This is a genomic window from Kosakonia sp. Marseille-Q7440, assembly GCF_965119485.1.
Window position 1 is genome coordinate 1,747,206 of sequence record NZ_CBCPLT010000001.1, and the last position, 21,000, is coordinate 1,768,205.

The following is a 21,000-nucleotide window of genomic DNA, read 5'->3' on the forward strand; positions in this document are numbered from 1 at the left end:
TTAAACGCTGCCGTCATCCGGCAGTAGGGTTACTTATGAGTCGCGGCAAACTCCTCTTTGGCTTTCTGCAACTGCTGCTGGAAAGCCGGATTGGTGTGCAGGGTGGCGACAACCGCCGAGCCGACAACGCGCGCGGCGTCCACGTCGCTCTGCCAGTGGTAACCACAAATCACCCGGCTTTGGCCCAGGTCGAAGCCGCGCTTGAGGATTTCGTTCTGCCGCTGCGGGTTCACTTCCGCCAGCACCAGCGCCGTGGCCCAGCCAATCGCCGTATGGCCTGACGGGTAGGAACCATTCTTCGACAGCTCATCCTGATCTTTGGTATTGCAGGTTGGCACGTTATAGAAGGCGAAAGGACGAATGCGCATGTACTTCTGTTTTGCGCCGCGCGTCGCCAGATCGCCCGCATCTTCAATCATATTGGTCAGCAGCTTATGCAACTGCGGGGCATCTTTCTCGGTGATCGGAGAACCAAATGCGCCGGAGAAGGCATTGGCCACGCCGCCGCTGCTCAGGTTGGCGTCTTCTGCGGCAAGCTTGCCGCGCTCGGTATTGCGCAGTAAACGACCCTGCTCATACATCGCCTGATCGTTCAAAAAGGCGATGCTGCCCACTTCCGGCGGCGGTGGCAGCAGTGCCAGGCTATCTATCGCCTGGTCGTTTTTCAGGTAGTAGAGATCCGGTTTGGTGGTGGCATCATTTCCAGTCGGTACAAGAGCAAAGGCGTTGGCAGAAAGTAAACCCGCAAGACAGAGGGTAATAAGGCTTTTTTTCATTAGAGATTCCTTAGATTTTTGACTGCAACAGCCATAAGTGGCTGTTGTCATCTTTTTGTCATAATTCTTAGGAAATGACGTTGCGGTGAATCGCAAAACCGCACCTGAGTGGGTTCTAGCGGTGGCGATTGCTCAAGATATAACCTGGTGATGTCACTCTTTCGTTCGCTTAATGAGCAACGGGATGCGAAATCGGATAGTCACACTTACCACCTTACGGTTTGGGCGCTACCATAGCGCCATTGCAAAGACAGGAGATCTCCATGAGCGAGCAAGCTATTCGTTTAACGCAATACAGCCACGGAGCCGGTTGCGGATGTAAAATTTCCCCCAAAGTGCTGGACACCATTCTGCACAGCGAGCAGGCGAAATTCCTCGATCCCAACCTTCTGGTCGGCAACGAGACGCGTGACGACGCCGCGGTTTACGACCTTGGTAATGGCACCTGTGTTATCAGCACCACTGACTTTTTTATGCCGATCGTCGATAACCCCTTCGACTTTGGCCGCATCGCTGCGACCAATGCCATCAGCGACGTCTTCGCGATGGGCGGTAAACCGATTATGGCGATCGCTATCCTCGGCTGGCCGCTCGATAAGCTGCCCCCTGAGGTTGCCCGCGAAGTGATCGAAGGCGGGCGTTTTGCCTGCCAGCAGGCGGGCATTGCGCTGGCCGGTGGCCACTCGATTGACGCGCCGGAGCCGATTTTTGGCCTCGCCGTCACCGGTGTAGTGCCGACCGAGCGCGTAAAGAAAAACAGCACCGCGCAGGCGGGCTGCAAACTCTTCCTCACCAAACCGCTGGGCATTGGCGTGTTGACCACCGCTGAGAAGAAATCCCTGCTTAAGCCGGAGCATGTCGGGCTGGCAACGGAAGTGATGTGCCGGATGAACCTCGCCGGTGCGGCGTTTGCCGATATTGAGGGCGTGAAAGCGATGACCGACGTCACCGGTTTTGGTCTGCTCGGCCACCTGAGCGAGATGTGCCAGGGCGCGGGCGTGCAGGCGCAACTTACCTACGCCGACGTGCCGAAGCTGCCGGGCGTAGAAGAGTATATTGCCCAGGGCGCGGTGCCGGGCGGCACGCAGCGTAATTTTGCCAGCTACGGCCACCTGATGGGCGAGATGCCCGACGCGGTGCGCAATCTGCTCTGCGATCCGCAAACCTCCGGCGGCCTGCTGCTGGCGGTGACGCCGGACGCTGAAGCACAGGTGAAAGCCACGGCGGCGGAGTACGGCATTGAACTGAGCGCCATTGGCGAACTGGTTACCGCCCGCGGTGGTCGCCCGATGATTGAGATCCGATAAGTCGATGCGGTTATTTATTGCCGAAAAGCCCAGTCTGGCGCGCGCCATTGCCGATGTGTTGCCTAAGCCGCATCGCAAAGGCGACGGCTACATTGAGTGCGGTAATGGCCAGGTGGTGACCTGGTGCATCGGTCACCTGCTGGAGCAGGCGCAGCCGGATGTCTATGACAGCCGCTATGCGCGCTGGAACCTGGCGGACTTGCCTATCGTGCCTGAGAAGTGGCAGCTGCAGCCGCGCCCGTCGGTGCTCAAGCAGATCAACGTTATTAAGCGTCTGCTTGCCGACGCCGACGAAGTGGTGCATGCCGGTGACCCGGATCGCGAAGGGCAACTGCTGGTGGATGAGGTGATTGACTACCTGCAACTGCCGGCGGAAAAGCGCCAGCATGTGCAGCGCTGTCTGATTAACGATCTCAACCCGCAGGCGGTGGAGAGAGCGATTGGGCGGCTGCGCGCCAACAGCGAGTTTATCCCGCTCTGCGTCTCCGCGCTGGCCCGCGCCCGCGCAGACTGGCTTTACGGCATTAATATGACCCGCGCCTATACGCTTTTAGGCCGCAACGCCGGGTATCAGGGGGTGCTCTCCGTTGGGCGCGTCCAGACGCCGGTGCTGGGGCTGGTGGTGCGGCGCGATGAAGAGATTGAGAACTTCGTTTCGAAAGATTTTTTTGAAGTGAAAGCGCACATTGTGACGCCCGCCGGGGAGCGCTTTACCGCCCTGTGGCAGCCGAGCGATGCCTGTGAGCCTTACCAGGATGAAGAGGGGCGTTTGCTCCATCGCGCGCTCGCGGAGCACGTGGTTAACCGCATCAGCGGTCAACCGGCGATGGTCACCGCTTATAACGATAAACGGGAATCAGAAATGGCACCGCTGCCGTTCTCCCTCTCCTCACTGCAGATTGAGGCGGCGAAGCGTTTTGGCCTGAGCGCGCAGAACGTGCTCGATATCTGCCAGAAGCTCTATGAAACCCACAAATTAATTACCTATCCGCGCTCCGACAGCCGCTATCTGCCGGAGGAGCACTTTGCCGGTCGCCATGCGGTGCTAAACGCGATTGGCGTGCATGCCGCCGATCTGCTGCCGCAGCCGGTGGTCAACCCCGATACGCGCAACCGCTGCTGGGATGACAAAAATGTGGATGCTCACCACGCCATCATTCCGACCGCGCGCAGCTCGAAGGTGAGCCTCAGCGATAACGAGTCCAAAGTCTATAACCTGATTGCGCGGCAATATCTGATGCAGTTCTGTCCGGATGCGGTGTTCCGCAAGTGCCAGATCGATCTCGATATCGCCAACGGCAAGTTTCTCGCCAAAGCGCGTTTCCTTGCGGAAGCGGGCTGGCGGACGCTGCTTGGCGCGAAAGAGCGCGATGAAGATGATGACGGCACGCCGCTGCCGGTGGTAGCAAAAGGCGATGAGCTGTTGTGTGAGAAGGGCGAAGTAGTGGCGCGCCAGACGCAGCCGCCGCGCCATTTTACCGATGCGACGCTGCTCTCTGCGATGACCGGTATTGCGCGCTTTGTGCAGGATAAGGATCTGAAAAAGATCCTGCGCGCCACCGATGGATTAGGCACGGAAGCGACGCGCGCGGGCATTATCGAACTGCTGTTTAAGCGCGGATTTCTGGTGAAGAAAGGGCGCTATATTCACTCCTCCGACGCAGGGCGGGCATTGATTCACTCGCTGCCGGAGATGGCGGCGCGGCCGGATATGACCGCGCACTGGGAGTCGGTGCTGACGCAGATCAGCGAAAAGGAGTGTCGTTACCAGGACTTTATGCAACCGCTGGTCGGCACGCTGCATGAGTTGATCCACCAGGCGCGCAGCACCCCGGTGCGGCAGTTCCGCGGCCTGATGGCACCCGGCGGCGATAAGAAAAAATCCTTCGTCAAAGGAAAGAGTAAGAAACGCCCGCCCGCGGCGGAAGCACCTGCCTCGTAATCCCGTCAGCAATGCCCGATGGCGCTGCGCTTATCGGGCCTACGGTTTTGTAGGCCGGATAAGGCGATACGCCGCCATCCGGCAATGCGCACCGTGCCTGAAACCCTGCCTGATGGCGCTACGCTTATCAGGCCTACAACAGCATGCCGATCCGTAGGCCGGATAAGGCGATACGCCGCCATCCGGCAATCCGCACCGTGCCTCAAAACCTGCCTGATGGCGCTACGCTTATCAGGCCTACAACAGCGTACCGACCCGTAGGCCGGATAAGGCGATACGCCGCCATCCGGCAGTGCGCACAGGGTCTGAAACCCTGCCTGATGGCGCTGCGCTTATCAGGCCTACAACAGCGTGCCGACCCGTAGGCCGGATAAGGCGATACGCCGCCATCCGGCAATCCGCAGCGTGTCTGAAAACCTGCCCGATGGCGCTGCGCTTATCGGGCCTACAAGAGCGTGACAGCCCGTAGGCCGGATAAGGCGTTTACGCCGCCATCCGGCAGTGTGCTGCGGTTAAATCACGCCCTGGGCGATCATCGCGTCGGCGACTTTAACAAAGCCCGCGATATTCGCACCGCGCACGTAATGGGTCTGCTTCTCTTCGCCACCGTACTCCACGCAGGCCTGGTGAATATCCAGCATGATGTGCTGCAAACGGGCATCCACCTCTTCGGCTTTCCAACTGATGCGGCCCGCATTCTGCGCCATCTCAAGACCCGATGTTGCCACGCCGCCAGCATTCGCCGCTTTGCCCGGGGCAAACAGCACGCCCGCATCGAGGAAGAGATCCGTCGCTTCGATGGTGGTCGGCATATTAGCCCCTTCGGCCACCGCTTTGACGCCGTTGGCGATAAGCGTCTGCGCGGCCTCGACGTCCAGCTCATTCTGCGTGGCGCAGGGCAGCGCGATATCGACCGGCACCGACCACGGCTGTTTACCTTCCAGATAGGTCAGGCCAAACTCGCGCGCATAATCGGCTACCCGGCCGTCGCGGCTCGCCTTGATCTCACACAGGCGCGCCAGTTTTTCTGCCGTGAAGCCCGCTTCGTCCACCACCGTTCCCGCAGAGTCAGAGGCGGTAATCACGCGCGCGCCGAGCGACATCGCTTTCTCAATCGCATACTGGGCAACGTTGCCGGAGCCGGAAACCGCCACGCGCATCCCTTCAAAGCCAAGGCCGTGGCGCTCCAGCATCGCCTGGGTGAAGTAGACCAGGCCGTAACCGGTCGCTTCCGGGCGGATCAGGCTGCCGCCAAACGAGAGGCCTTTTCCGGTAAAGACGCAGGCGGTGTTGTTGGAGAGCTTTTTCATCATCCCGGCCATAAAGCCCACTTCGCGCCCGCCCACGCCGATATCGCCGGCAGGCACGTCGGTGTCTGCGCCAAGGTGGCGATAAAGTTCGGTGATCAGCGCCTGGCAGAAGCGCATCACTTCGCCGTCACTTTTGCCTTTAGGGTTGAAATCACTGCCGCCTTTACCGCCGCCCATCGGGAGCGTGGTGAGGGCATTTTTGAAGGTCTGTTCGAAGCCGAGGAACTTGAGGATCGATAAGTTTACCGAGGGGTGAAAACGCATGCCGCCTTTATAGGGGCCGATGGCGGAGCTGAACTGCACGCGCCACGCGCGGTTAACCTGCACCTGGTTGCGATCGTCCACCCAGGCGACGCGGAACTGAATCACGCGCTCCGGCTCCACCAGACGTTCAAGCAGCGAAAGCTGACGGTAGCGCGGGTTGGCTTCGAGAAAGGGCCAGAGGGTGCTCATCACTTCGCGAACGGCCTGGGAGAACTCCGGCTGGTGCGGATCGCGCTGATGAACGGTATCAAGGAATGTTGCAAGAGAGGGGGTCTGATCCATAGATATAAGCGTCTCTTATTATGTTGATGAGTGTTGTTGTGTTTGCAATGCGCAAAAAACGGGCGCTTTTCGACTATAACATCGGCGACAGGCCACGCCGCAAGGGAAAATCTCGCTCATCAGATAAATTAAGAACCTGTTTACGGTCATAATGAAAAACGATGAAGCGGGAAACTAAAGTCCCGGAAAATAGATCCGTTATAGTAATAAGTGCAGTCAATCAAAAAGGAGAGGCTATGAGCCGATTTACAGGCGTTGCCGCCGCGTTGTTGCTGGTCGCATCGGGCAGCGCGCTCGCGGATCGCTACCCGTCGCCGGGTGTGGAAGTGAATGTGCCGGCTGAAGTATTCAGCAGCGGCGGGCAGACGCAAACGACACAGCCCTGCATGCAGTGCTGCGTCTATGGCAATCAAAATTACAGCGAAGGGTCGGTGATCAAAATGGAAGGGGTGCTGTTGCAGTGCCAGCGCGATGAACGCACGATTTCCACTAATCCGCTGGTGTGGCGTCGCGTAAAACCCTGAACGCCTCCAGCAGGGGGATATCCGCCGGAGCCAGCGCGTAGTTGACCGCGTCGGCGGGTGTCACCCACGCAAGCTCACTGTGATAATGGCGCGTTGGCTCGCCTGCAAAGGTGTACACGTGCCAGGCGTGAAGCGTAATCAGCCGCCCGGAGATTTCCCGCTGGTGGCTGGCAACAAAGCGCGCCGGAACCGCCTCGATACCCAACTCTTCACGCAGCTCGCGCACCAGCGCCTGCGGCTGCGTTTCACCCGCTTCCACCTTGCCGCCTGCGAACTCCCATAACCCGGGTTGATCCGCGTGCGGCGGGCGTTGCGCCAGCAGAATATGGCCGTCGCGCTCAATGATGGCGGCGACCACGTCGATGCTCTTTGGCGTCTGCGTCATCAGAGTTTGAACGTCGCCCAGACTGGTGCATGGTCAGAGGGTTTTTCCATGCCGCGGATATCGTAATCGATGCCGGTCTCAATGCAGCGCTCCGCCAGCGGCTGGCTCGCCATCAGCAGATCGATACGCAGCCCACGGTTATCATCAAAACCTCTTGAGCGGTAATCAAACCATGAGAAACGATCCGTGGTGTCCGGGTTGGCTTCGCGGTAGGTATCCACCAGCCCCCAGTTTTTCAGGCGTTCCATCCACTCACGCTCTTCCGGCAGGAAGGAACATTTGCCGGCACGCAGCCAGCGTTTACGGCTCTCTTCTCCGATCCCAATATCGAGATCCGTCGGGCTGATATTCATATCGCCCATAATCAGCACCGGGTTCTCGCGCTTCAGTTCGTTATCGAGGAAGTATTGCAGATCCCGGTAGAACTTCTCTTTTGCCGGGAACTTGGTCGGATGGTCGCGGCTTTCCCCCTGCGGGAAGTAGCCGTTAATTACCGTGATATTGCCAAGCGGGGAGGGGATCTCCGCCATGATGATGCGGCGCTGTGCCTCTTCGTCATCTTCCGGGAAGCCGCGACGCACCAGAACCGGTGTCTCTTTGGTCAGCAACGCCACGCCGTAGTGACCCTTTTGCCCGTGATAAAAGACGTTGTAACCGAGACGCGCCACCTCTTCGAGGGGGAACATATCGTCATGGACTTTCGTCTCCTGCAAACCAATCACATCGGGCTGGTGTTGTTCGACGATCGCCTGAAGCTGGTGGGGTCTGGCGCGCAGGCCGTTGATATTGAACGAGACAAATTTCATAGTCGCAGCCACTTAATGGGGTGAAAGATGCAGGAATGTTATCAGAGTTTACTTTCAATCACTGCCACTTATTCCCGCGCGCATCGCGTCTGCGCAAAAATCAGGCCAGCTGCCTCTTTTCAGGGCGCGCTGCGCCAAAATGGGGCGTTCTGGCAGAATTAATTTCGAGGACAGTCACAGTTCCAGAATTAAATTTTATAAATGCATAAACTATCGCTAAATCCCGCCCTGCTTCGCCGCAATATCTAAAATTATTCACTTTTTATGCATGATAAGTGAATAGCGCTCGGTTGTAAGTTATTGAAATAACGTTCTTGTACACCGTTTATGCATTTTTCCCTCTGGCTGGCACGAAGCGTGCAATCTACATTAAGGGCGAAAACGTCATTTTTATTAACATTTATTCAACTATTTATTTACGGGTGAGGTCGCTATGTCTCTGTCTGTTACGCGTGAAAATTTCGATCAATGGATGCTGCCGGTCTATGCGCCTGCGCCCTTTATCCCGGTTCGCGGCGAGGGCTCACGTCTGTGGGATCAGCAGGGTACGGAGTATATCGACTTCGCTGGTGGCATTGCGGTTAACGCGCTGGGCCACGCTAACCCGGTGCTGTGCAAAGCATTAAGCGAGCAGGCGGCGAAGTTCTGGCATACCGGCAATGGTTATACCAACGAGCCGGCGCTGCGGCTGGCAAAACGGCTGATTGATGCCACCTTCGCCGACCGGATCTTCTTTTGTAACTCCGGGGCGGAAGCCAACGAAGCGGCGCTGAAACTGGCGCGTAAATATGCCCACGACACCTTTGGCGCGCAGAAGAGCGGCATTGTCGCCTTCAAAAATGCCTTCCACGGCCGCACGCTCTTTACCGTCAGCGCCGGTGGTCAGCCCGCCTATTCGCAGGATTTCGCGCCGCTGCCGCCGCAGATCCAGCATGCCACCTTTAACGATCTCGCCTCTGCCAGCGCACTGATTAACGACGACACCTGCGCGGTGATTGTTGAGCCGATGCAGGGTGAGGGCGGCGTAGTGCCTGCCGATCCAGCCTTTTTACAGGGGCTGCGCGAGATCTGCTCCCGCCACAATGCACTGCTGATTTTTGATGAAGTGCAGACCGGCGTCGGCCGCACCGGCGAACTCTATGCCTATATGCACTATGGCGTGACGCCGGATGTGTTAACCACCGCAAAAGCGCTCGGCGGCGGCTTCCCGATTGGCGCGATGCTAACTACCGAAACCTTCGGCAAGGTGATGAATGTCGGCACCCACGGCACCACCTATGGCGGTAACCCGCTGGCGGGCGCGGTGGCAGGCGCGCTGCTTGATACCGTCAACACCCCACAAATGCTCAACGGCGTGAAACAGCGCCACGAGTGGTTCACCGAACAGCTTAACGCCATCAACGCCCGCCACCTGCTGTTCAGCGATATTCGCGGCCTTGGGCTGTTAATAGGCTGCCAGCTGGTGCCCGCCTTCAGCGGTAAAGCGAAGCAGATCTCCCAGCTGGCGGCAGCGGAAGGGGTAATGGTGCTGATTGCCGGTAGCAACGTGCTGCGTTTCGCCCCGGCGCTGAACATCAGCGAAGAGGAGGTGCGCATCGGCCTTGAGCGCTTTGCCCGCGCCTGTGAAAAATTCCTCTCGGAGAGCACAACATGATGGTGATTCGTCCGGTCGCGGCAAGCGATCTCGCAGCCCTGATGAAACTCGCCGGCAAAACCGGCGGCGGTTTAACCTCGCTGCCCGCCGATGAGGCAACCCTGGCGGCGCGTATTGAGCGCGCCCGCCAGACCTGGCAAGGCACGCTGCCGAAGGGCGAGCAGGGCTATGTTTTTGTGCTGGAAGATACGCAGAGCGGCGAAGTGGGCGGCATCTGCGCCATTGAGGTCGCCGTCGGGCTAAATGATCCCTGGTACAACTACCGCGTTGGTACCCAGGTGCACGCCTCGAAAGAGCTGAATGTCTACAACGCGCTGCCGACGCTGTTTCTCAGTAACGATCACACCGGCAGCAGCGAGCTCTGCACGCTGTTTCTCGATCCCGCCTGGCGCAAAGCAGGCAACGGCTACCTGCTGTCGAAATCGCGCTTTATGTTTATGGCGGCGTTTCGCGATCGCTTCAACGAGAAAGTGGTCGCCGAGATGCGCGGAGTAATTGATGAGCATGGCTACTCCCCCTTCTGGGAGAGCGTGGGTAAACGCTTCTTCTCAATGGAGTTCAGCCGCGCGGATTATCTCTGCGGCACCGGGCAGAAAGCGTTTATCGCTGAGCTGATGCCGAAACACCCCATTTATACCCACTTCCTCTCGGAAGAGGCGCAGTCGGTGATCGGTCACGTCCATCCGCAAACCGCGCCTGCGCGAGCTGTGCTGGAGAAAGAGGGGTTCCGCTACCGTAACTATGTCGACATCTTTGATGGCGGGCCAACGCTGGAGTGCGATATCGACCGCGTGCGGGCAATCCGCAAAAGTCGCCTGGTGGCGGTTGGCGAAGGGCAGCGTGCGCCGGGCGAGTGGCCGGCCTGCATGGTGTCGAATGAGCGCTATGACGATTTTCGCGCGATGCTGATCAACGTCGACCCGCAGACCGAACGGCTGCTGCTGTCGGCGGGCGAACTGGATGCGCTGAAGTGTCAGCCCGGCGATAGCGTCCGGCTGGTGCGCCTGTGTGCGGAAGAGAAGAGTGGTGAGGAGAGAGCGCAATGAGTTTATGGATCAACGGTGAGTGGATAAAGGGCCAGGGCGCACGGCGAGAGAAAACCAACCCGGTGAATCACGAGGTGCTGTGGCAGGGCTTTGATGCGGATAGCGCTCAGGTCGAAGCGGCTTATCAGGCCGCGCGCGCGGCTTTCCCCGCCTGGGCGCGTCAGCCCTTTAGCGCCCGCCAGGCGATCGTGGAAAAGTTTGCCGCGCTGCTGGAGAGCAATAAAGAGGAGTTAACGACGATCATCGCCCGTGAAACCGGCAAACCGCGCTGGGAAGCAGCGACCGAAATCACCGCGATGATCAACAAAGCGGCGATCTCGGTGAAGGCGTATCACGCGCGTACCGGCGAGCAGCAGACGGAGATGGCAGACGGTGCAGCGACCCTGCGTCATCGTCCGCACGGCGTACTGGCGGTTTTTGGCCCCTATAACTTCCCCGGCCACTTGCCCAACGGGCATATCATCCCGGCACTGCTGGCGGGCAATACGCTGCTGTTTAAACCGAGCGAGCTGACGCCGTGGATCGGCGAGGCGGTGGTGAAACTGTGGCAGCAGGCTGGCTTACCGGCTGGAGTGCTCAACTTGTTGCAGGGCGGGCGCGAGACCGGCCAGGCGCTGAGCGCGCTGCCGGGGCTGGATGGGCTGCTGTTTACCGGCAGTGCCAATACTGGCTATCAGCTGCATCGCCAGTTGGCGGGTCAGCCGGAGAAGATCCTCGCGCTGGAGATGGGCGGCAATAACCCGCTGATTGTTGAAGATCCGGACGATATTGATGCGGCGGTGCATCTGGCGATCCAGTCCGCCTTTGTGACCGCCGGACAGCGCTGCACCTGCGCGCGGCGGCTGCTGGTGAAACGCTCGGCGGCGGGCGATGCCTTCCTGAAAAGGCTGGTGGAGGTCGCCAGCAAGCTGATACCGGCTGCCTGGGACGCCGAGCCGCAGCCCTTTTTCGGCGGGCTGATCTCACCCCAGGCGGCGGAGCAGGTCTATCACGCCTGGCAGGAGCATGAAGCGCGCGGCGGCAAAACGTTACTGGCTCCGCGCCTGCTGGCGGCGGGCACCTCTCTGCTGACGCCGGGCATTATTGAGATGACCGCGGTGGGCAACGTGCCTGATGAAGAGGTGTTTGGCCCGCTGCTCTGCGTCTGGCGCTATGACGACTTCGACGATGCCATCACGCTTGCGAACAACACGCGTTATGGCCTCGCCTGCGGCCTGGTTTCGCCGCAGCGGGAGAAGTTTGATCGCCTGCTGCTGGAGGCGCGCGCCGGGATCGTTAACTGGAATAAACCGTTAACCGGTGCGGCGAGTACTGCGCCGTTCGGCGGCGTTGGCGCGTCCGGCAACCATCGCGCCAGCGCCTGGTATGCGGCGGATTACTGCGCCTGGCCGATGGCGAGCCTGGAGACGGCAGATCTGACTCTGCCGCAAAGCCTCAGCCCGGGGCTTAGTCATTTGCGTGAGGAGCAGCCATGAGCGCGCGTGAAGTAAACTTTGATGGCCTGGTCGGGCTGACGCACCACTACGCGGGCTTATCCTTTGGTAATGAAGCCTCGACCAAACACCGTTTTCAGCGCTCCAACCCGAAGCTGGCGGCGAAGCAGGGGCTTTTGAAGATGAAAGCGCTGGCGGACGCCGGCTTTCCGCAGGCGGTTATTCCGCCTCACGAGCGCCCGAACATTGCTGCGTTACGCCAGTTAGGTTTTTGCGGCAGCGATGAGCAGGTCGTTGAAAAAGCCGCAACCCAGGCGCCGGAATTGCTCTCTGCCGCCAGTTCCGCTTCAGCGATGTGGGTGGCGAATGCCGCCACCGTCTGCCCGTCGGCAGATGCCGAGGATGGCAAAGTCCACCTGACGGTGGCGAACCTCAACAACAAGTTCCACCGCTCAATCGAAGCGCCGACGACTGAAGCGCTGCTGCGGGCGATTTTCCGCGATCCGCACACCTTCAGCGTACACGGCGCGCTGCCGCAGGTGGCACGTTTTGGTGACGAGGGGGCCGCTAACCATAACCGCTTCGGCGGCGAGTATGGCGATGCGGGCGTGCAGCTCTTTGTGTATGGCCGCGAGGAGGGCAACGAACTGGCTCCCGGACGTTATCCGGCGCGCCAGACGCTGGAGGCGAGCCAGGCGGTGGCCCGCCTCAACCAGGTGCGTGCGCATCAGGTGGTCTATGCTCAGCAAAACCCGGACGTTATCGATCTGGGCGTTTTCCATAATGATGTGATTGCGGTCTCCAACCGCCAGTTGCTCTTCTGCCACGAGCAGGCGTTTGCCGGGCAAGCTCAGCTGCTGGCTGAGCTTGCGGCAAAAGTGCCGGGCTTTATGGCGATCGAAGTGCCGCAACAGGCGGTATCGGTCACAGACGCGGTGGCAACTTACCTGTTTAATAGTCAATTATTGAGCCATGATGATGGCCGCATGACGCTGGTGTTGCCGCAGGAGTCGCAGGAGCATGCAGGCGTCTGGCGTTACCTCAATGACCTGCTGGCGCAGGATAACCCGATTAGCGCCCTTCAGGTCTTCGATCTGCGCGAAAGTATGGCGAACGGTGGCGGGCCAGCCTGCCTGCGTTTGCGGGTGGTGTTGAGCGAGGCGGAGCAGCGGGCGGTAAACCCGGCGGTGATGATGAACGATACGCTGTTTGCCGCGCTTAATGCGTGGGTAGACAAATACTATCGCGACCGTCTTACGCAGGCCGATTTAGCCGATCCTCAGCTGCTGCGCGAAGGGCGTGAAGCACTGGATCGCCTCACTCAACTGTTGGATCTCGGGTCGGTTTATCCTTTTCAGCGTTAAGCGGAGGCGGTATGGAGAACTTTCTGGCAGCAACCATTGCGGGCGATATTCCACGCAAGATGTCCGGTGAAGCGGGCGGAATTCACTGGTTGTGGCATGAGCAGGGGATCCTCGAGCTGGTGCCGCCGCAGCCGACAGGACGTTCGCTGGTGATCTCCTGCGCCATTCACGGCAACGAGACAGCGCCGGTAGAGCTTATCGATCAACTGCTGCACAACCTCTTCTCCGGTGAGCAGCCGTTGAGCTGGCGTCTGCTGATTATCCTTGGCAATCCGCAGGCGCTGGCGCAGGGTAAGCGCTATATCAAAAGCGATCTCAACCGCATGTTCGGCGGGCGCTGGCAGCAGCTTCCGCCGAGTGATGAAACCATCCGCGCGGCGCAGCTTGAGCGCGCGGTGACGCACTTTTTCTCTGAGGGCGACGAGACGCGCTGGCATCTCGATCTGCATACCGCTATTCGCGGCTCGCATCATGTGCGCTTTGGCGTTCTGCCGCAGCGCGCCACCCCGTGGGATGAATCTTTCCTGACGTGGCTCGGCGCGGCAGGGCTTGAAGCGCTGGTGTTCCACCAGGCACCTGGTGGAACCTTTACCCATTTCAGTTGTGAATCCTTCGATGCGCTCGCCTGCACGCTGGAACTGGGCAAAGCGCTGCCGTTTGGTGCCAACGATCTCAGCCAGTTTCAACGCACCGCCTGGGCGCTGGCGGCGCTGCTTGCCGGCGAACCCGCGCCTGATACCGAGCATCCTCCGCTGCGTTACCGGGTGGTGCAGCAACTCACCCGGCGCAGTGAGGCGTTTACCCTCTATATGGACAATGAGACGCTGAACTTTACCCCGTTCAGCGAGGGGACGCTGCTGGCGGAGGATCGCGGCGAGCGCTATCTGGTGACGCACCCGCAGGAGTATGTGCTATTTCCCAACCCCAATGTCGAGATTGGATTACGCGCCGGATTAATGCTGGAAAAAATAGCGTAGCGTTAAGCCCTGCCACCGCAGGGCTTATTTTTGCTCTCTGAACTTATTACGGAATTATCTTGTTGAGTGCTGAAAAAAATAGCATACTCAGGTTTTTCTTATCTCCATAAAAAACTTATATTTCAGCGGCTTGTTTATTTTTATTTCCACTCTTCACCGTTTATCCTTATTTCCTTCATATTTGATTAAATTCTCACTTTTACACTTTCACTGTTTTACCATCGCTCTGATTAATTGACGCTTGAAGCGCTAAAGTGATTAGCGTCAACACGGCAACCGCCGTATATAAAACTGAAGTAAGGAAGAATATTATGCGTAAATTGACTGCCCTGTTTGTTGCCTCTACCCTGGCGTTTGGTGCTGCAAGCCTTGCGCACGCTGATGATGCTCCGGCTGCACCGGCTGATGCCAAACCGATGATGCATCATCACAAAGGAAAAGGGCCGCATGAGATGATGTTCCAGGGTCTGAACCTGACCGATGCGCAGAAAGCGCAAATCCGCGACATCATGAAGAGCCAGCGTGAAGAGATGAAGCGTCCGCCTGTGGAAGAACTGCGCGCGATGCATGAGATTGTCGCCAGCGACAGCTTCGATAAAGCCAAAGCTGAAGCGCAAATCAATAAGATGGATGAGCAGCGCAAAGCCGACATGCTCAAACATATGGAAACGCAGAACAAGATTTACAACATTCTGACGCCGGATCAGAAAAAACAGTTCAATGCCAATTTTGAGAAGCGTCTGACAGAACGTCCTGCCGCAGGCGATAAAATGCCTCCTGCACCGGCTGAATAAATTAGTCGACCCCTCTTAAGACCGCCGGTTTTGCCCATCGCCAGTAGCACATGATGGGCAGAACCGGCGGTTTTTTCTCGCCTGCCTCTTGCCAGCCGCTACCGGCGCGGTATCCTCGTTGTTCCTGTGTGCCCGAAGTTGCTACTTATCTGAAGTTTATACTTTTTTACATCTCTGGTTACGTCGTAGCCTAAGGCATCGCTGCCTGGCTGCCGATAACCTGTTTATAGCAATGTGAACAAGAACAAGAATGCACGCTGTTTCAGAAGCAGCGGCGCAGCGTATCGCTGTGCTATTCAGGAGTGATGATGGAATTCTTTGATATTCGCAAAATGCCGGTCAATCTCTGGCGAAATGGCGCAGGCGAAACCCGCGAGATTTGCTGCTTTCCGCCCGCTACCCGCGAATTTAACTGGCGCGCCAGCATTGCCTCGCTGGCCGGGAACGGCGAATTTACGCCTTTCCCCGGCGTCGATCGCGTGATCACGCTGATAGAAGGTGGGGAAGTGACGCTCAACGGCGGCAGTGTGCGCCATACCCTGAAGCGCCACCAGCCTTTTACTTTCGCAGGGGATCAGCCGGTCAAGGCCGAGCTTTGCGAAGGCCGTATGTCGATGGATTTTAATATTATGACCCGCCGCGATCGCTGCCAGGCGAACGTGCGCATCGCCGATCGCACCTTCACCACCTTCGGTTCGCGCGGCGGGGTGGTTTTCGTGCTGAGCGGCGCATGGCAGCTGGGCGATAAACTGCTCACCGCCGATCAGGGCGCGTGCTGGCAGGAGGGGCGGCAGACCCTGCGGCTGCTCCGCGCCGAAGGGCAGTTACTCTTTAGCGAAATCACCTGGCTGGCCGGGCACTAAGCCAGCTCTACAATCTCATGCTCGCCCGACAGCAGCGGTTTACACAGAATTTTATAGCCATCGTGATCGAAGCCAGCGGGGGTGCGCAGCAACGCTGCCGCCTCGCCTGGCGTATTGACCGAACCCAGCCAGAGCCAGTTATGGATGATGTGATACTGCGTCATCTCACCGAAGCTCTCTTTTAACCCGATCGGCCCCTGCCACGGCCAGCACACCAGCTGCATACGCGCCATCGCGGCGAGAAAACGGCTGTTATGCTCTTCAACGCTCTCTTTTCCGCAGCAGGCACCGGCGCAGCGTTTTAGCGCCGAGCGAAAACAGGGGCGGCCACGGCTGAGCGGCTCAAGCCCGAGCAAGCCGTAACAGAGCTTCTCCTCATCGGCGATGGATTGCAGCGATTGCAGCGCCGTGCGCCGGTTGGCAAACAGACCAAAAAGATGGGGAGAAGAGGAGAAATCCACTTCGCGGGCGTAAACCACCTGCGGCTTACCTTCCTCCACGCGCAGTGAGCAGAGCTGGCGATTACGGCGCAGGCGTTTATTAAACAGCGGCTGCTGCTCTTTGATAAGCCTGGCTTCCAGCAGCAGCGCGCCAATCTCACCGGCGGTGCAGATCCAGCTAACGCGCCGGGACTGACGCAGCATGGAGGCTTCATCCGGGGTGCGGAAATGGGACATCACCCGGCTGCGAATATTGACGCTTTTGCCGATATAGAGCGGCATCGCCTCGCTGTCACCGTGAAAAATATAGACGCCAGGGTGCTTAGGCATCGCCTCAAGCCACTGACGCAGATGTTCGGGGTATTCATAGATTGCCGCCGCCTCAAATGAAAGACGCGGGGCCGATTGACGCCTTGCCACACGGAACTCCTGATACTGGTTACTTGTACAGTGTAGCAGGCTACTTCAGGTTAAAAAAGAAACATTTGGAAAGATCAGGCAAGTGCAGGTGGGAGAGAGAAGCTTGTGCCGCTTCGCTTAGCAGGCCTACAGCTTATCTGTAGGCCTGAGCGGGCGTCACGATTTACTGTTTTTTCCAGAAATCGTCGAAAATGGTGATCGGCGGACGGCGCTTGTGCTCGGTCTTCACATACCAGCCCTCAATAATGCGGGCGGTTGCTTCATCCAGCGTTTTGCCTTCCAGATAATCATCGATATTTTCGTAGGTTACGCCGAGCGCGGCTTCATCGGGCAGAGAAGGGCGGTCATCTTCCAGATCGGCAGTCGGTGCTTTTTTGTAGAGATGCTCCGGGCAGCCAAGGTGCGCCAGCAACTGCTTGCCCTGACGCTTATTCAGGCGGAACAGCGGGTTAATATCGGTGCCGCCATCGCCATACTTGGTGTAGAAGCCGGTGACCGCTTCAGCCGCGTGGTCAGTTCCGACAACAATCCCTTTGCACATCCCGGCGATGCTGTACTGCGCTTTCATACGCTCGCGCGCTTTCTCATTCCCGCGCACAAAGTCGCTCAGCTCAATACCGGTATCGCGCAGCGCCTGCTCGCTTGCCAGCACCGACGCTTTGATATTTACGGTCAACACGCGGTCAGGTTTGATAAAGGCAATGGCGTCCTGGCAATCCTGCTCATCCGCCTGCGCGCCGTAGGGCAGACGTACGGCGATAAATTGTAACTCGCTGTCGCCGCTCTCTTCACGCAGTTCCGAGATGGCTAACTGGGAGATTTTCCCCGCCAGCGTCGAGTCCTGGCCACCACTGATGCCGAGCACCAGTGATTTGATAAAGGGATAGGTTTTCAGATACGTTTTCAGAAAATCCACGCTGCGGCGAACTTCTTCTTCGGCATTGATGGTTGGCTTGACGCCCAGTGCCTGAATAATCTCTTGTTGCAGAGCCATTAACCCCTCCGTTGTTGAATCCTGCTGTGCAGGTTGCAAATTGTTATTCATTAAAGCTAACCCCTTCGTGGGAAAACGACAAGGTTCACAGTTTTACGTGCCGTAATTTGCGCCGATTCAGGTCGTTTACGCACTTTTATTAGATTTTTCTGAAAGATATATCATTTTCTGTCCCGAGTTGAAAAATCCAATATTATATTCCAGGCTTAGTTAACACGCTGATACAGAAGCGGATACTAAAGAGGATGGAATATGAATAAGAATATCGCAGGAATTCTGGGCGCCGCAGCAGTACTGACTATGCTGGCAGGTTGTACCGCTTACGATCGCGCGAAAGATCAGGTTAGTCAGCCGGTCGTTAAAGATGTGAAAAAAGGGATGAGCCGCCAGCAGGTAATGCAGATTGCAGGCCGTCCGTCATCAGAAGTGAGCATGGTTCACGCTCGTGGTACCTGCCAGACTTATATCCTGGGCCAGCGTAACGGCAAAACTGAAACCTACTTCGTTGCACTGGACGAAACCGGTCACGTGCTGAACTCGGGTTATCAGACCTGTTCCGAATACGACACCGACCCGCAGGCACCGCAGCAGCAGTCTCAGCAGAAAAAACCTCTGCAGTAATTTTTTGATTTCGCCTGAGCAAACAAAAAACCGGCCAGCTGGCCGGTTTTTTTATGCCTTATGCCGGCACGTTATCTATCTTGCTGATACGTGACCAGACACGGTGCGCTGAAAGCTGCTCGATAAAATCCTCCACCAGCGCGGTCGAGGCGATATCGCCTTCGATAATGCCCTCTTCACCCTGCGGGTTGACGTGGATCACCCCTTTAAACTGGCGAGCGTCACCGGCAAGACCGATAGTCTTGAGGTGCTTATAGGCTTCCAGCAGGTAATATTTCGCATCGCCATTTTGCAGTAGCGTGCTGATATCGCCCCCGGGCACAAATACCCCATCCACCGTCAGCGAAGGTGAACCGGCGAACGTTGCCGCCACCGGCAGGCGCGAGCCATCATCAGCCACTACTTCGCCCATGCGCGAGTAGAGCAGTTTGGCGTGCACGCCTTTATTCTTCAGCCCTTGCAACAGAGTCAGCACGTCCTGCGCGCGAACATTGTCATGCAGCAGCACTGCCACCACACGGCCCTTCACATCGCCATCCGGAATGGCATACAGGCTGAGGGAGGGATCTTTCTCCACGCCGTTTACCGCAGGCGGCGGGGTAATGTTGCACTGCTCTTCCGTCAGGGTAATACCCAGGTTTTCCGCGACGGACTGCGCCAGGTTGACATCAATATGCGCCAGCAGGTCGACCACGCGCTCACGGATATAGGGACGCGCCACTTTGCTTAACTCAAAGCTGAAGGCATCGACGATATGGCGTTGCTCAAACGGCGTCTGGCTCAGCCAGAAGAGGCGCGGATGGGCGTAATACTCGCCAAATGAGGGGCTGCGCTCGCGCACTTTATGCCCTTCAACACGCTCCTGATAGCTCTCAAATCCGCCGCGTTTCGGCCCCGGCGGCGTTTCGCGCGGCCAGTTATCGTTGATCGAGTTCGGCTCATAGTTGGCCGGATTGGTGTCGATATCCATCCGGTGCATGCCGTCACGCTGGAAATTGTGGTACGGGCAGGTCGGGCGGTTAATCGGAATTTCGTGGAAGTTTGGCCCGCCGAGACGGCTAATCTGCGTATCGGTATAGGAGAAGAGACGCCCCTGCAACAGCGGATCGTTGGTGAAATCCAGCCCTGGCACAATATGGCCCGGATGGAAGGCAACCTGTTCGTTTTCCGCAAAGAAGTTATCCGGGTTGCGATTGAGCACCATTTTGCCGACCCGCTGCACCGGCACCAGCGCTTCCGGGATCAGCTTGGTCGGGTCGAGCAGGTCAAAATCGAACTTGAACTCATCCTCTTCCGGGATCAGTTGCAGCCCCAGTTCATATTCCGGGTAGTCGCCCGCTTCAATCGCTTCCCACAGCTCACGGCGGTGGAAGTCCGGATCGCGCCCGGTCAGCTTCTGCGACTCGTCCCACACCAGCGAGGCTTTACCCGCCAGCGGTTTCCAGTGGAAGCGCACAAAGGTCGCTTTTCCTTCGGCGTTAATCAGGCGGAAGGTATGGATACCAAACCCTTCCATGGTGCGATAGCTGCGCGGAATGCCGCGGTCGGACATCGCCCACATCACGTTATGCAGCGTTTCCGGTTGCAGGGAGACATAATCCCAGAAGGTGTCGTGTGCGCTCTGGCCCTGCGGAATAGCCCAGTGTGGCTCCGGTTTCACCGCATGGACAAAATCGGGGAATTTGTGCGCATCCTGCAAGAAGAAGATTGGCGTGTTATTGCCGACCAGATCGAAGATACCCTCTTCGGTGTAGAACTTGGTGGCGAAACCGCGAATATCACGCACGGTATCCGCTGAACCGGCACCACCCTGCACCGTTGAGAAGCGCACAAACACCGGGGTGATCTTCTCCGGGTCGGAGAGGAAATCGGCCTTGGTGACATCTTGCAGGCTGCGATAGGGCTGGAAGTAACCGTGCGCCGCCGAGCCGCGCGCGTGCACGATACGTTCAGGGATGCGCTCATGGTCAAAATGGGTGATCTTCTCGCGCAGAATAAAATCTTCCAGCAGCGTCGGGCCGCGTGAGCCTGCGCGCAACGAGTTCTGATCGTCGCTGATGCGCACCCCTTGGTTGGTGGTCAGCGCGGCATTCTCGCCGCCCTTGCGGAACGGCTCCAGCGCATTCAGTTTCTCATTGGCGGTATCGGGTGATTTCAGGCTGCCTGGTGCGGTGGGCTCTTCACCGGGTGCGGTCGGTTTTGGCGAAGGGCGGTGGGAATTATCAGATGGTGCGAGGGAATCCAGTCCCGGGCGGGCTTCGTTTTCATCATCAACCGGCGCGCGGGAAGGTTGCGTCTCTTTCTCATGCTGCGACATTGAACTCGTCTCCTGTTATCCATGACTAAAAAGGCAGGTTGTTGCCATTAACCCTTCTAACTATAGAACAATGTCCCGGTCGCGCCCGTTAACCGGCCGCGACTGGAAAACGCGCAGAAGCTCACGCCGGGCGCGACGCGCGGGGTCACAATCGGCTATCATTGGATTTCGTGTGTGTGTGAAATTTGTCTTTAGTGAATGCATCGCTTATGAAAACGCTTCGTCAACAGAATCGAGTCATTATCAGCTATGTCCCGCGCGTCGAACCGGCGCCCCCCGATCATGCGTCAAAGGTCGAAGGTTATCGTGATGTCTGGAGGCTGCGCGCTAAATATGTCGCGTTTGTGTTGATGGGCGAGCATTTTCGCCGCTCGCCGACTTTCACTACGCCGGATGCGGCGCAGCGCTGGGCGACGCAGATGCGCCAGGAAGGCGAGATAGAGGAATAAAAAAACGCCTGCAGTGTGCAGGCGTTTTTGTT

At 58.0% G+C, this 21,000-nt stretch carries 19 protein-coding genes; 12 read left to right on the forward strand and 7 right to left on the reverse strand.

Features of this window, described 5'->3' with window-relative positions:
- Window positions 1-29 precede the first annotated feature (29 nt).
- Window positions 30-776: an acid phosphatase PhoC gene (gene phoC / locus ACWPW2_RS08055; RefSeq protein WP_023481723.1), complete on the reverse strand. Its 747-nt coding sequence runs from the start codon at window positions 774-776 to the stop codon at window positions 30-32.
- Window positions 777-1,039: 263 nt separating this feature from the next.
- On the opposite strand from phoC, the gene selD reads away from it, so the two are divergent.
- Together selD and ACWPW2_RS08065 are read left to right on the forward strand one after the other, a co-directional pair.
- Window positions 1,040-2,083 carry a selenide, water dikinase SelD gene (gene selD / locus ACWPW2_RS08060; protein WP_128483090.1) on the forward strand — a complete coding sequence of 348 codons (1,044 nt, stop codon included), beginning with the start codon at window positions 1,040-1,042 and terminating at the stop codon, window positions 2,081-2,083.
- A 4-nt stretch (window positions 2,084-2,087) separates the two neighbouring features.
- Complete coding sequence (locus ACWPW2_RS08065) at window positions 2,088-4,025, forward strand: DNA topoisomerase III (protein ID WP_454122321.1); 1,938 nt, start codon at window positions 2,088-2,090, stop codon at window positions 4,023-4,025.
- A gap of 512 nt (window positions 4,026-4,537) precedes the next feature.
- Here ACWPW2_RS08065 and gdhA read toward each other — a convergent pair.
- Window positions 4,538-5,881: an NADP-specific glutamate dehydrogenase gene (gene gdhA / locus ACWPW2_RS08070; RefSeq protein WP_128483088.1), complete on the reverse strand. Its 1,344-nt coding sequence runs from the start codon at window positions 5,879-5,881 to the stop codon at window positions 4,538-4,540.
- A gap of 236 nt (window positions 5,882-6,117) precedes the next feature.
- On the opposite strand from gdhA, the gene ACWPW2_RS08075 reads away from it, so the two are divergent.
- Window positions 6,118-6,405: a DUF1496 domain-containing protein gene (locus ACWPW2_RS08075; RefSeq protein WP_023481322.1), complete on the forward strand. Its 288-nt coding sequence runs from the start codon at window positions 6,118-6,120 to the stop codon at window positions 6,403-6,405.
- On the opposite strand, the gene ACWPW2_RS08080 is transcribed toward ACWPW2_RS08075, so the two are convergent.
- Together ACWPW2_RS08080 and xthA are read right to left on the reverse strand one after the other, a co-directional pair.
- A complete protein-coding gene (locus tag ACWPW2_RS08080) occupies window positions 6,371-6,790 on the reverse strand; it encodes a pyrimidine (deoxy)nucleoside triphosphate diphosphatase (RefSeq protein WP_454122324.1) in 420 nt (139 codons plus the stop codon). The genes ACWPW2_RS08075 and ACWPW2_RS08080 overlap by 35 nt on opposite strands.
- Window positions 6,790-7,596, reverse strand: coding sequence for an exodeoxyribonuclease III (gene xthA, locus ACWPW2_RS08085; RefSeq protein WP_454122326.1), 807 nt, complete (start codon window positions 7,594-7,596; stop codon window positions 6,790-6,792). Before xthA ends, ACWPW2_RS08080 begins: the two co-directional genes overlap by 1 nt.
- Window positions 7,597-8,029: 433 nt before the next feature.
- Between xthA and ACWPW2_RS08090 the strand changes: the two genes are divergently transcribed.
- The 7 genes from ACWPW2_RS08090 to ves all read left to right on the forward strand — a co-directional run bounded on the left by ACWPW2_RS08090 (window position 8,030) and on the right by ves (window position 15,727).
- A complete protein-coding gene (locus tag ACWPW2_RS08090; RefSeq protein ID WP_454122328.1) occupies window positions 8,030-9,250 on the forward strand; it encodes a bifunctional succinylornithine transaminase/acetylornithine transaminase in 1,221 nt (406 codons plus the stop codon).
- Window positions 9,247-10,296 (forward strand): arginine N-succinyltransferase, encoded by a 1,050-nt coding sequence (gene astA / locus ACWPW2_RS08095; protein WP_454122330.1) that lies wholly within the window; start codon window positions 9,247-9,249, stop codon window positions 10,294-10,296. Before ACWPW2_RS08090 ends, astA begins: the two co-directional genes overlap by 4 nt.
- Entirely contained in the window at window positions 10,293-11,771 is a 1,479-nt protein-coding gene (gene astD / locus ACWPW2_RS08100; protein ID WP_454122332.1) for a succinylglutamate-semialdehyde dehydrogenase, read from the forward strand. The genes astA and astD overlap by 4 nt, the downstream gene beginning before the upstream one ends.
- Window positions 11,768-13,093 (forward strand): N-succinylarginine dihydrolase, encoded by a 1,326-nt coding sequence (gene astB, locus ACWPW2_RS08105; RefSeq protein WP_454122334.1) that lies wholly within the window; start codon window positions 11,768-11,770, stop codon window positions 13,091-13,093. Before astD ends, astB begins: the two co-directional genes overlap by 4 nt.
- Window positions 13,094-13,104: 11 nt before the next feature.
- The gene (gene astE, locus ACWPW2_RS08110; RefSeq protein WP_454122336.1) at window positions 13,105-14,070 is read left to right on the forward strand and encodes a succinylglutamate desuccinylase; all 966 of its coding nucleotides are present in this window, start codon (window positions 13,105-13,107) and stop codon (window positions 14,068-14,070) included.
- Window positions 14,071-14,381: 311 nt separating this feature from the next.
- On the forward strand, window positions 14,382-14,864 hold the full coding sequence (gene spy, locus ACWPW2_RS08115) for an ATP-independent periplasmic protein-refolding chaperone Spy (RefSeq protein WP_124968499.1): 483 nt from the start codon (window positions 14,382-14,384) through the stop codon (window positions 14,862-14,864).
- A gap of 308 nt (window positions 14,865-15,172) precedes the next feature.
- The gene (ves, locus tag ACWPW2_RS08120; protein ID WP_023481716.1) at window positions 15,173-15,727 is read left to right on the forward strand and encodes an environmental stress-induced protein Ves; all 555 of its coding nucleotides are present in this window, start codon (window positions 15,173-15,175) and stop codon (window positions 15,725-15,727) included.
- On the opposite strand, the gene cho is transcribed toward ves, so the two are convergent.
- Both cho and nadE read right to left on the reverse strand, forming a co-directional pair.
- Window positions 15,724-16,587, reverse strand: a complete 864-nt coding sequence (gene cho, locus ACWPW2_RS08125; protein WP_023481516.1) for an excinuclease Cho — start codon at window positions 16,585-16,587, stop codon at window positions 15,724-15,726. The genes ves and cho overlap by 4 nt on opposite strands.
- Before the next feature lie 163 nt (window positions 16,588-16,750).
- Window positions 16,751-17,581 carry an ammonia-dependent NAD(+) synthetase gene (gene nadE, locus ACWPW2_RS08130; RefSeq protein ID WP_023481665.1) on the reverse strand — a complete coding sequence of 277 codons (831 nt, stop codon included), beginning with the start codon at window positions 17,579-17,581 and terminating at the stop codon, window positions 16,751-16,753.
- Between the two features lie 252 nt (window positions 17,582-17,833).
- Between nadE and osmE the strand changes: the two genes are divergently transcribed.
- Window positions 17,834-18,202, forward strand: a complete 369-nt coding sequence (gene osmE / locus ACWPW2_RS08135) for an osmotically-inducible lipoprotein OsmE (protein ID WP_023481703.1) — start codon at window positions 17,834-17,836, stop codon at window positions 18,200-18,202.
- A 58-nt stretch (window positions 18,203-18,260) separates the two neighbouring features.
- Here the strand turns inward: osmE and katE are convergent, their stop codons facing one another.
- Window positions 18,261-20,519 carry a catalase HPII gene (gene katE / locus ACWPW2_RS08140; RefSeq protein ID WP_023481496.1) on the reverse strand — a complete coding sequence of 753 codons (2,259 nt, stop codon included), beginning with the start codon at window positions 20,517-20,519 and terminating at the stop codon, window positions 18,261-18,263.
- Window positions 20,520-20,713: 194 nt separating this feature from the next.
- Between katE and cedA the strand changes: the two genes are divergently transcribed.
- Window positions 20,714-20,968 (forward strand): cell division activator CedA, encoded by a 255-nt coding sequence (gene cedA / locus ACWPW2_RS08145; protein ID WP_270220779.1) that lies wholly within the window; start codon window positions 20,714-20,716, stop codon window positions 20,966-20,968.
- Window positions 20,969-21,000: the final 32 nt, after the last annotated feature.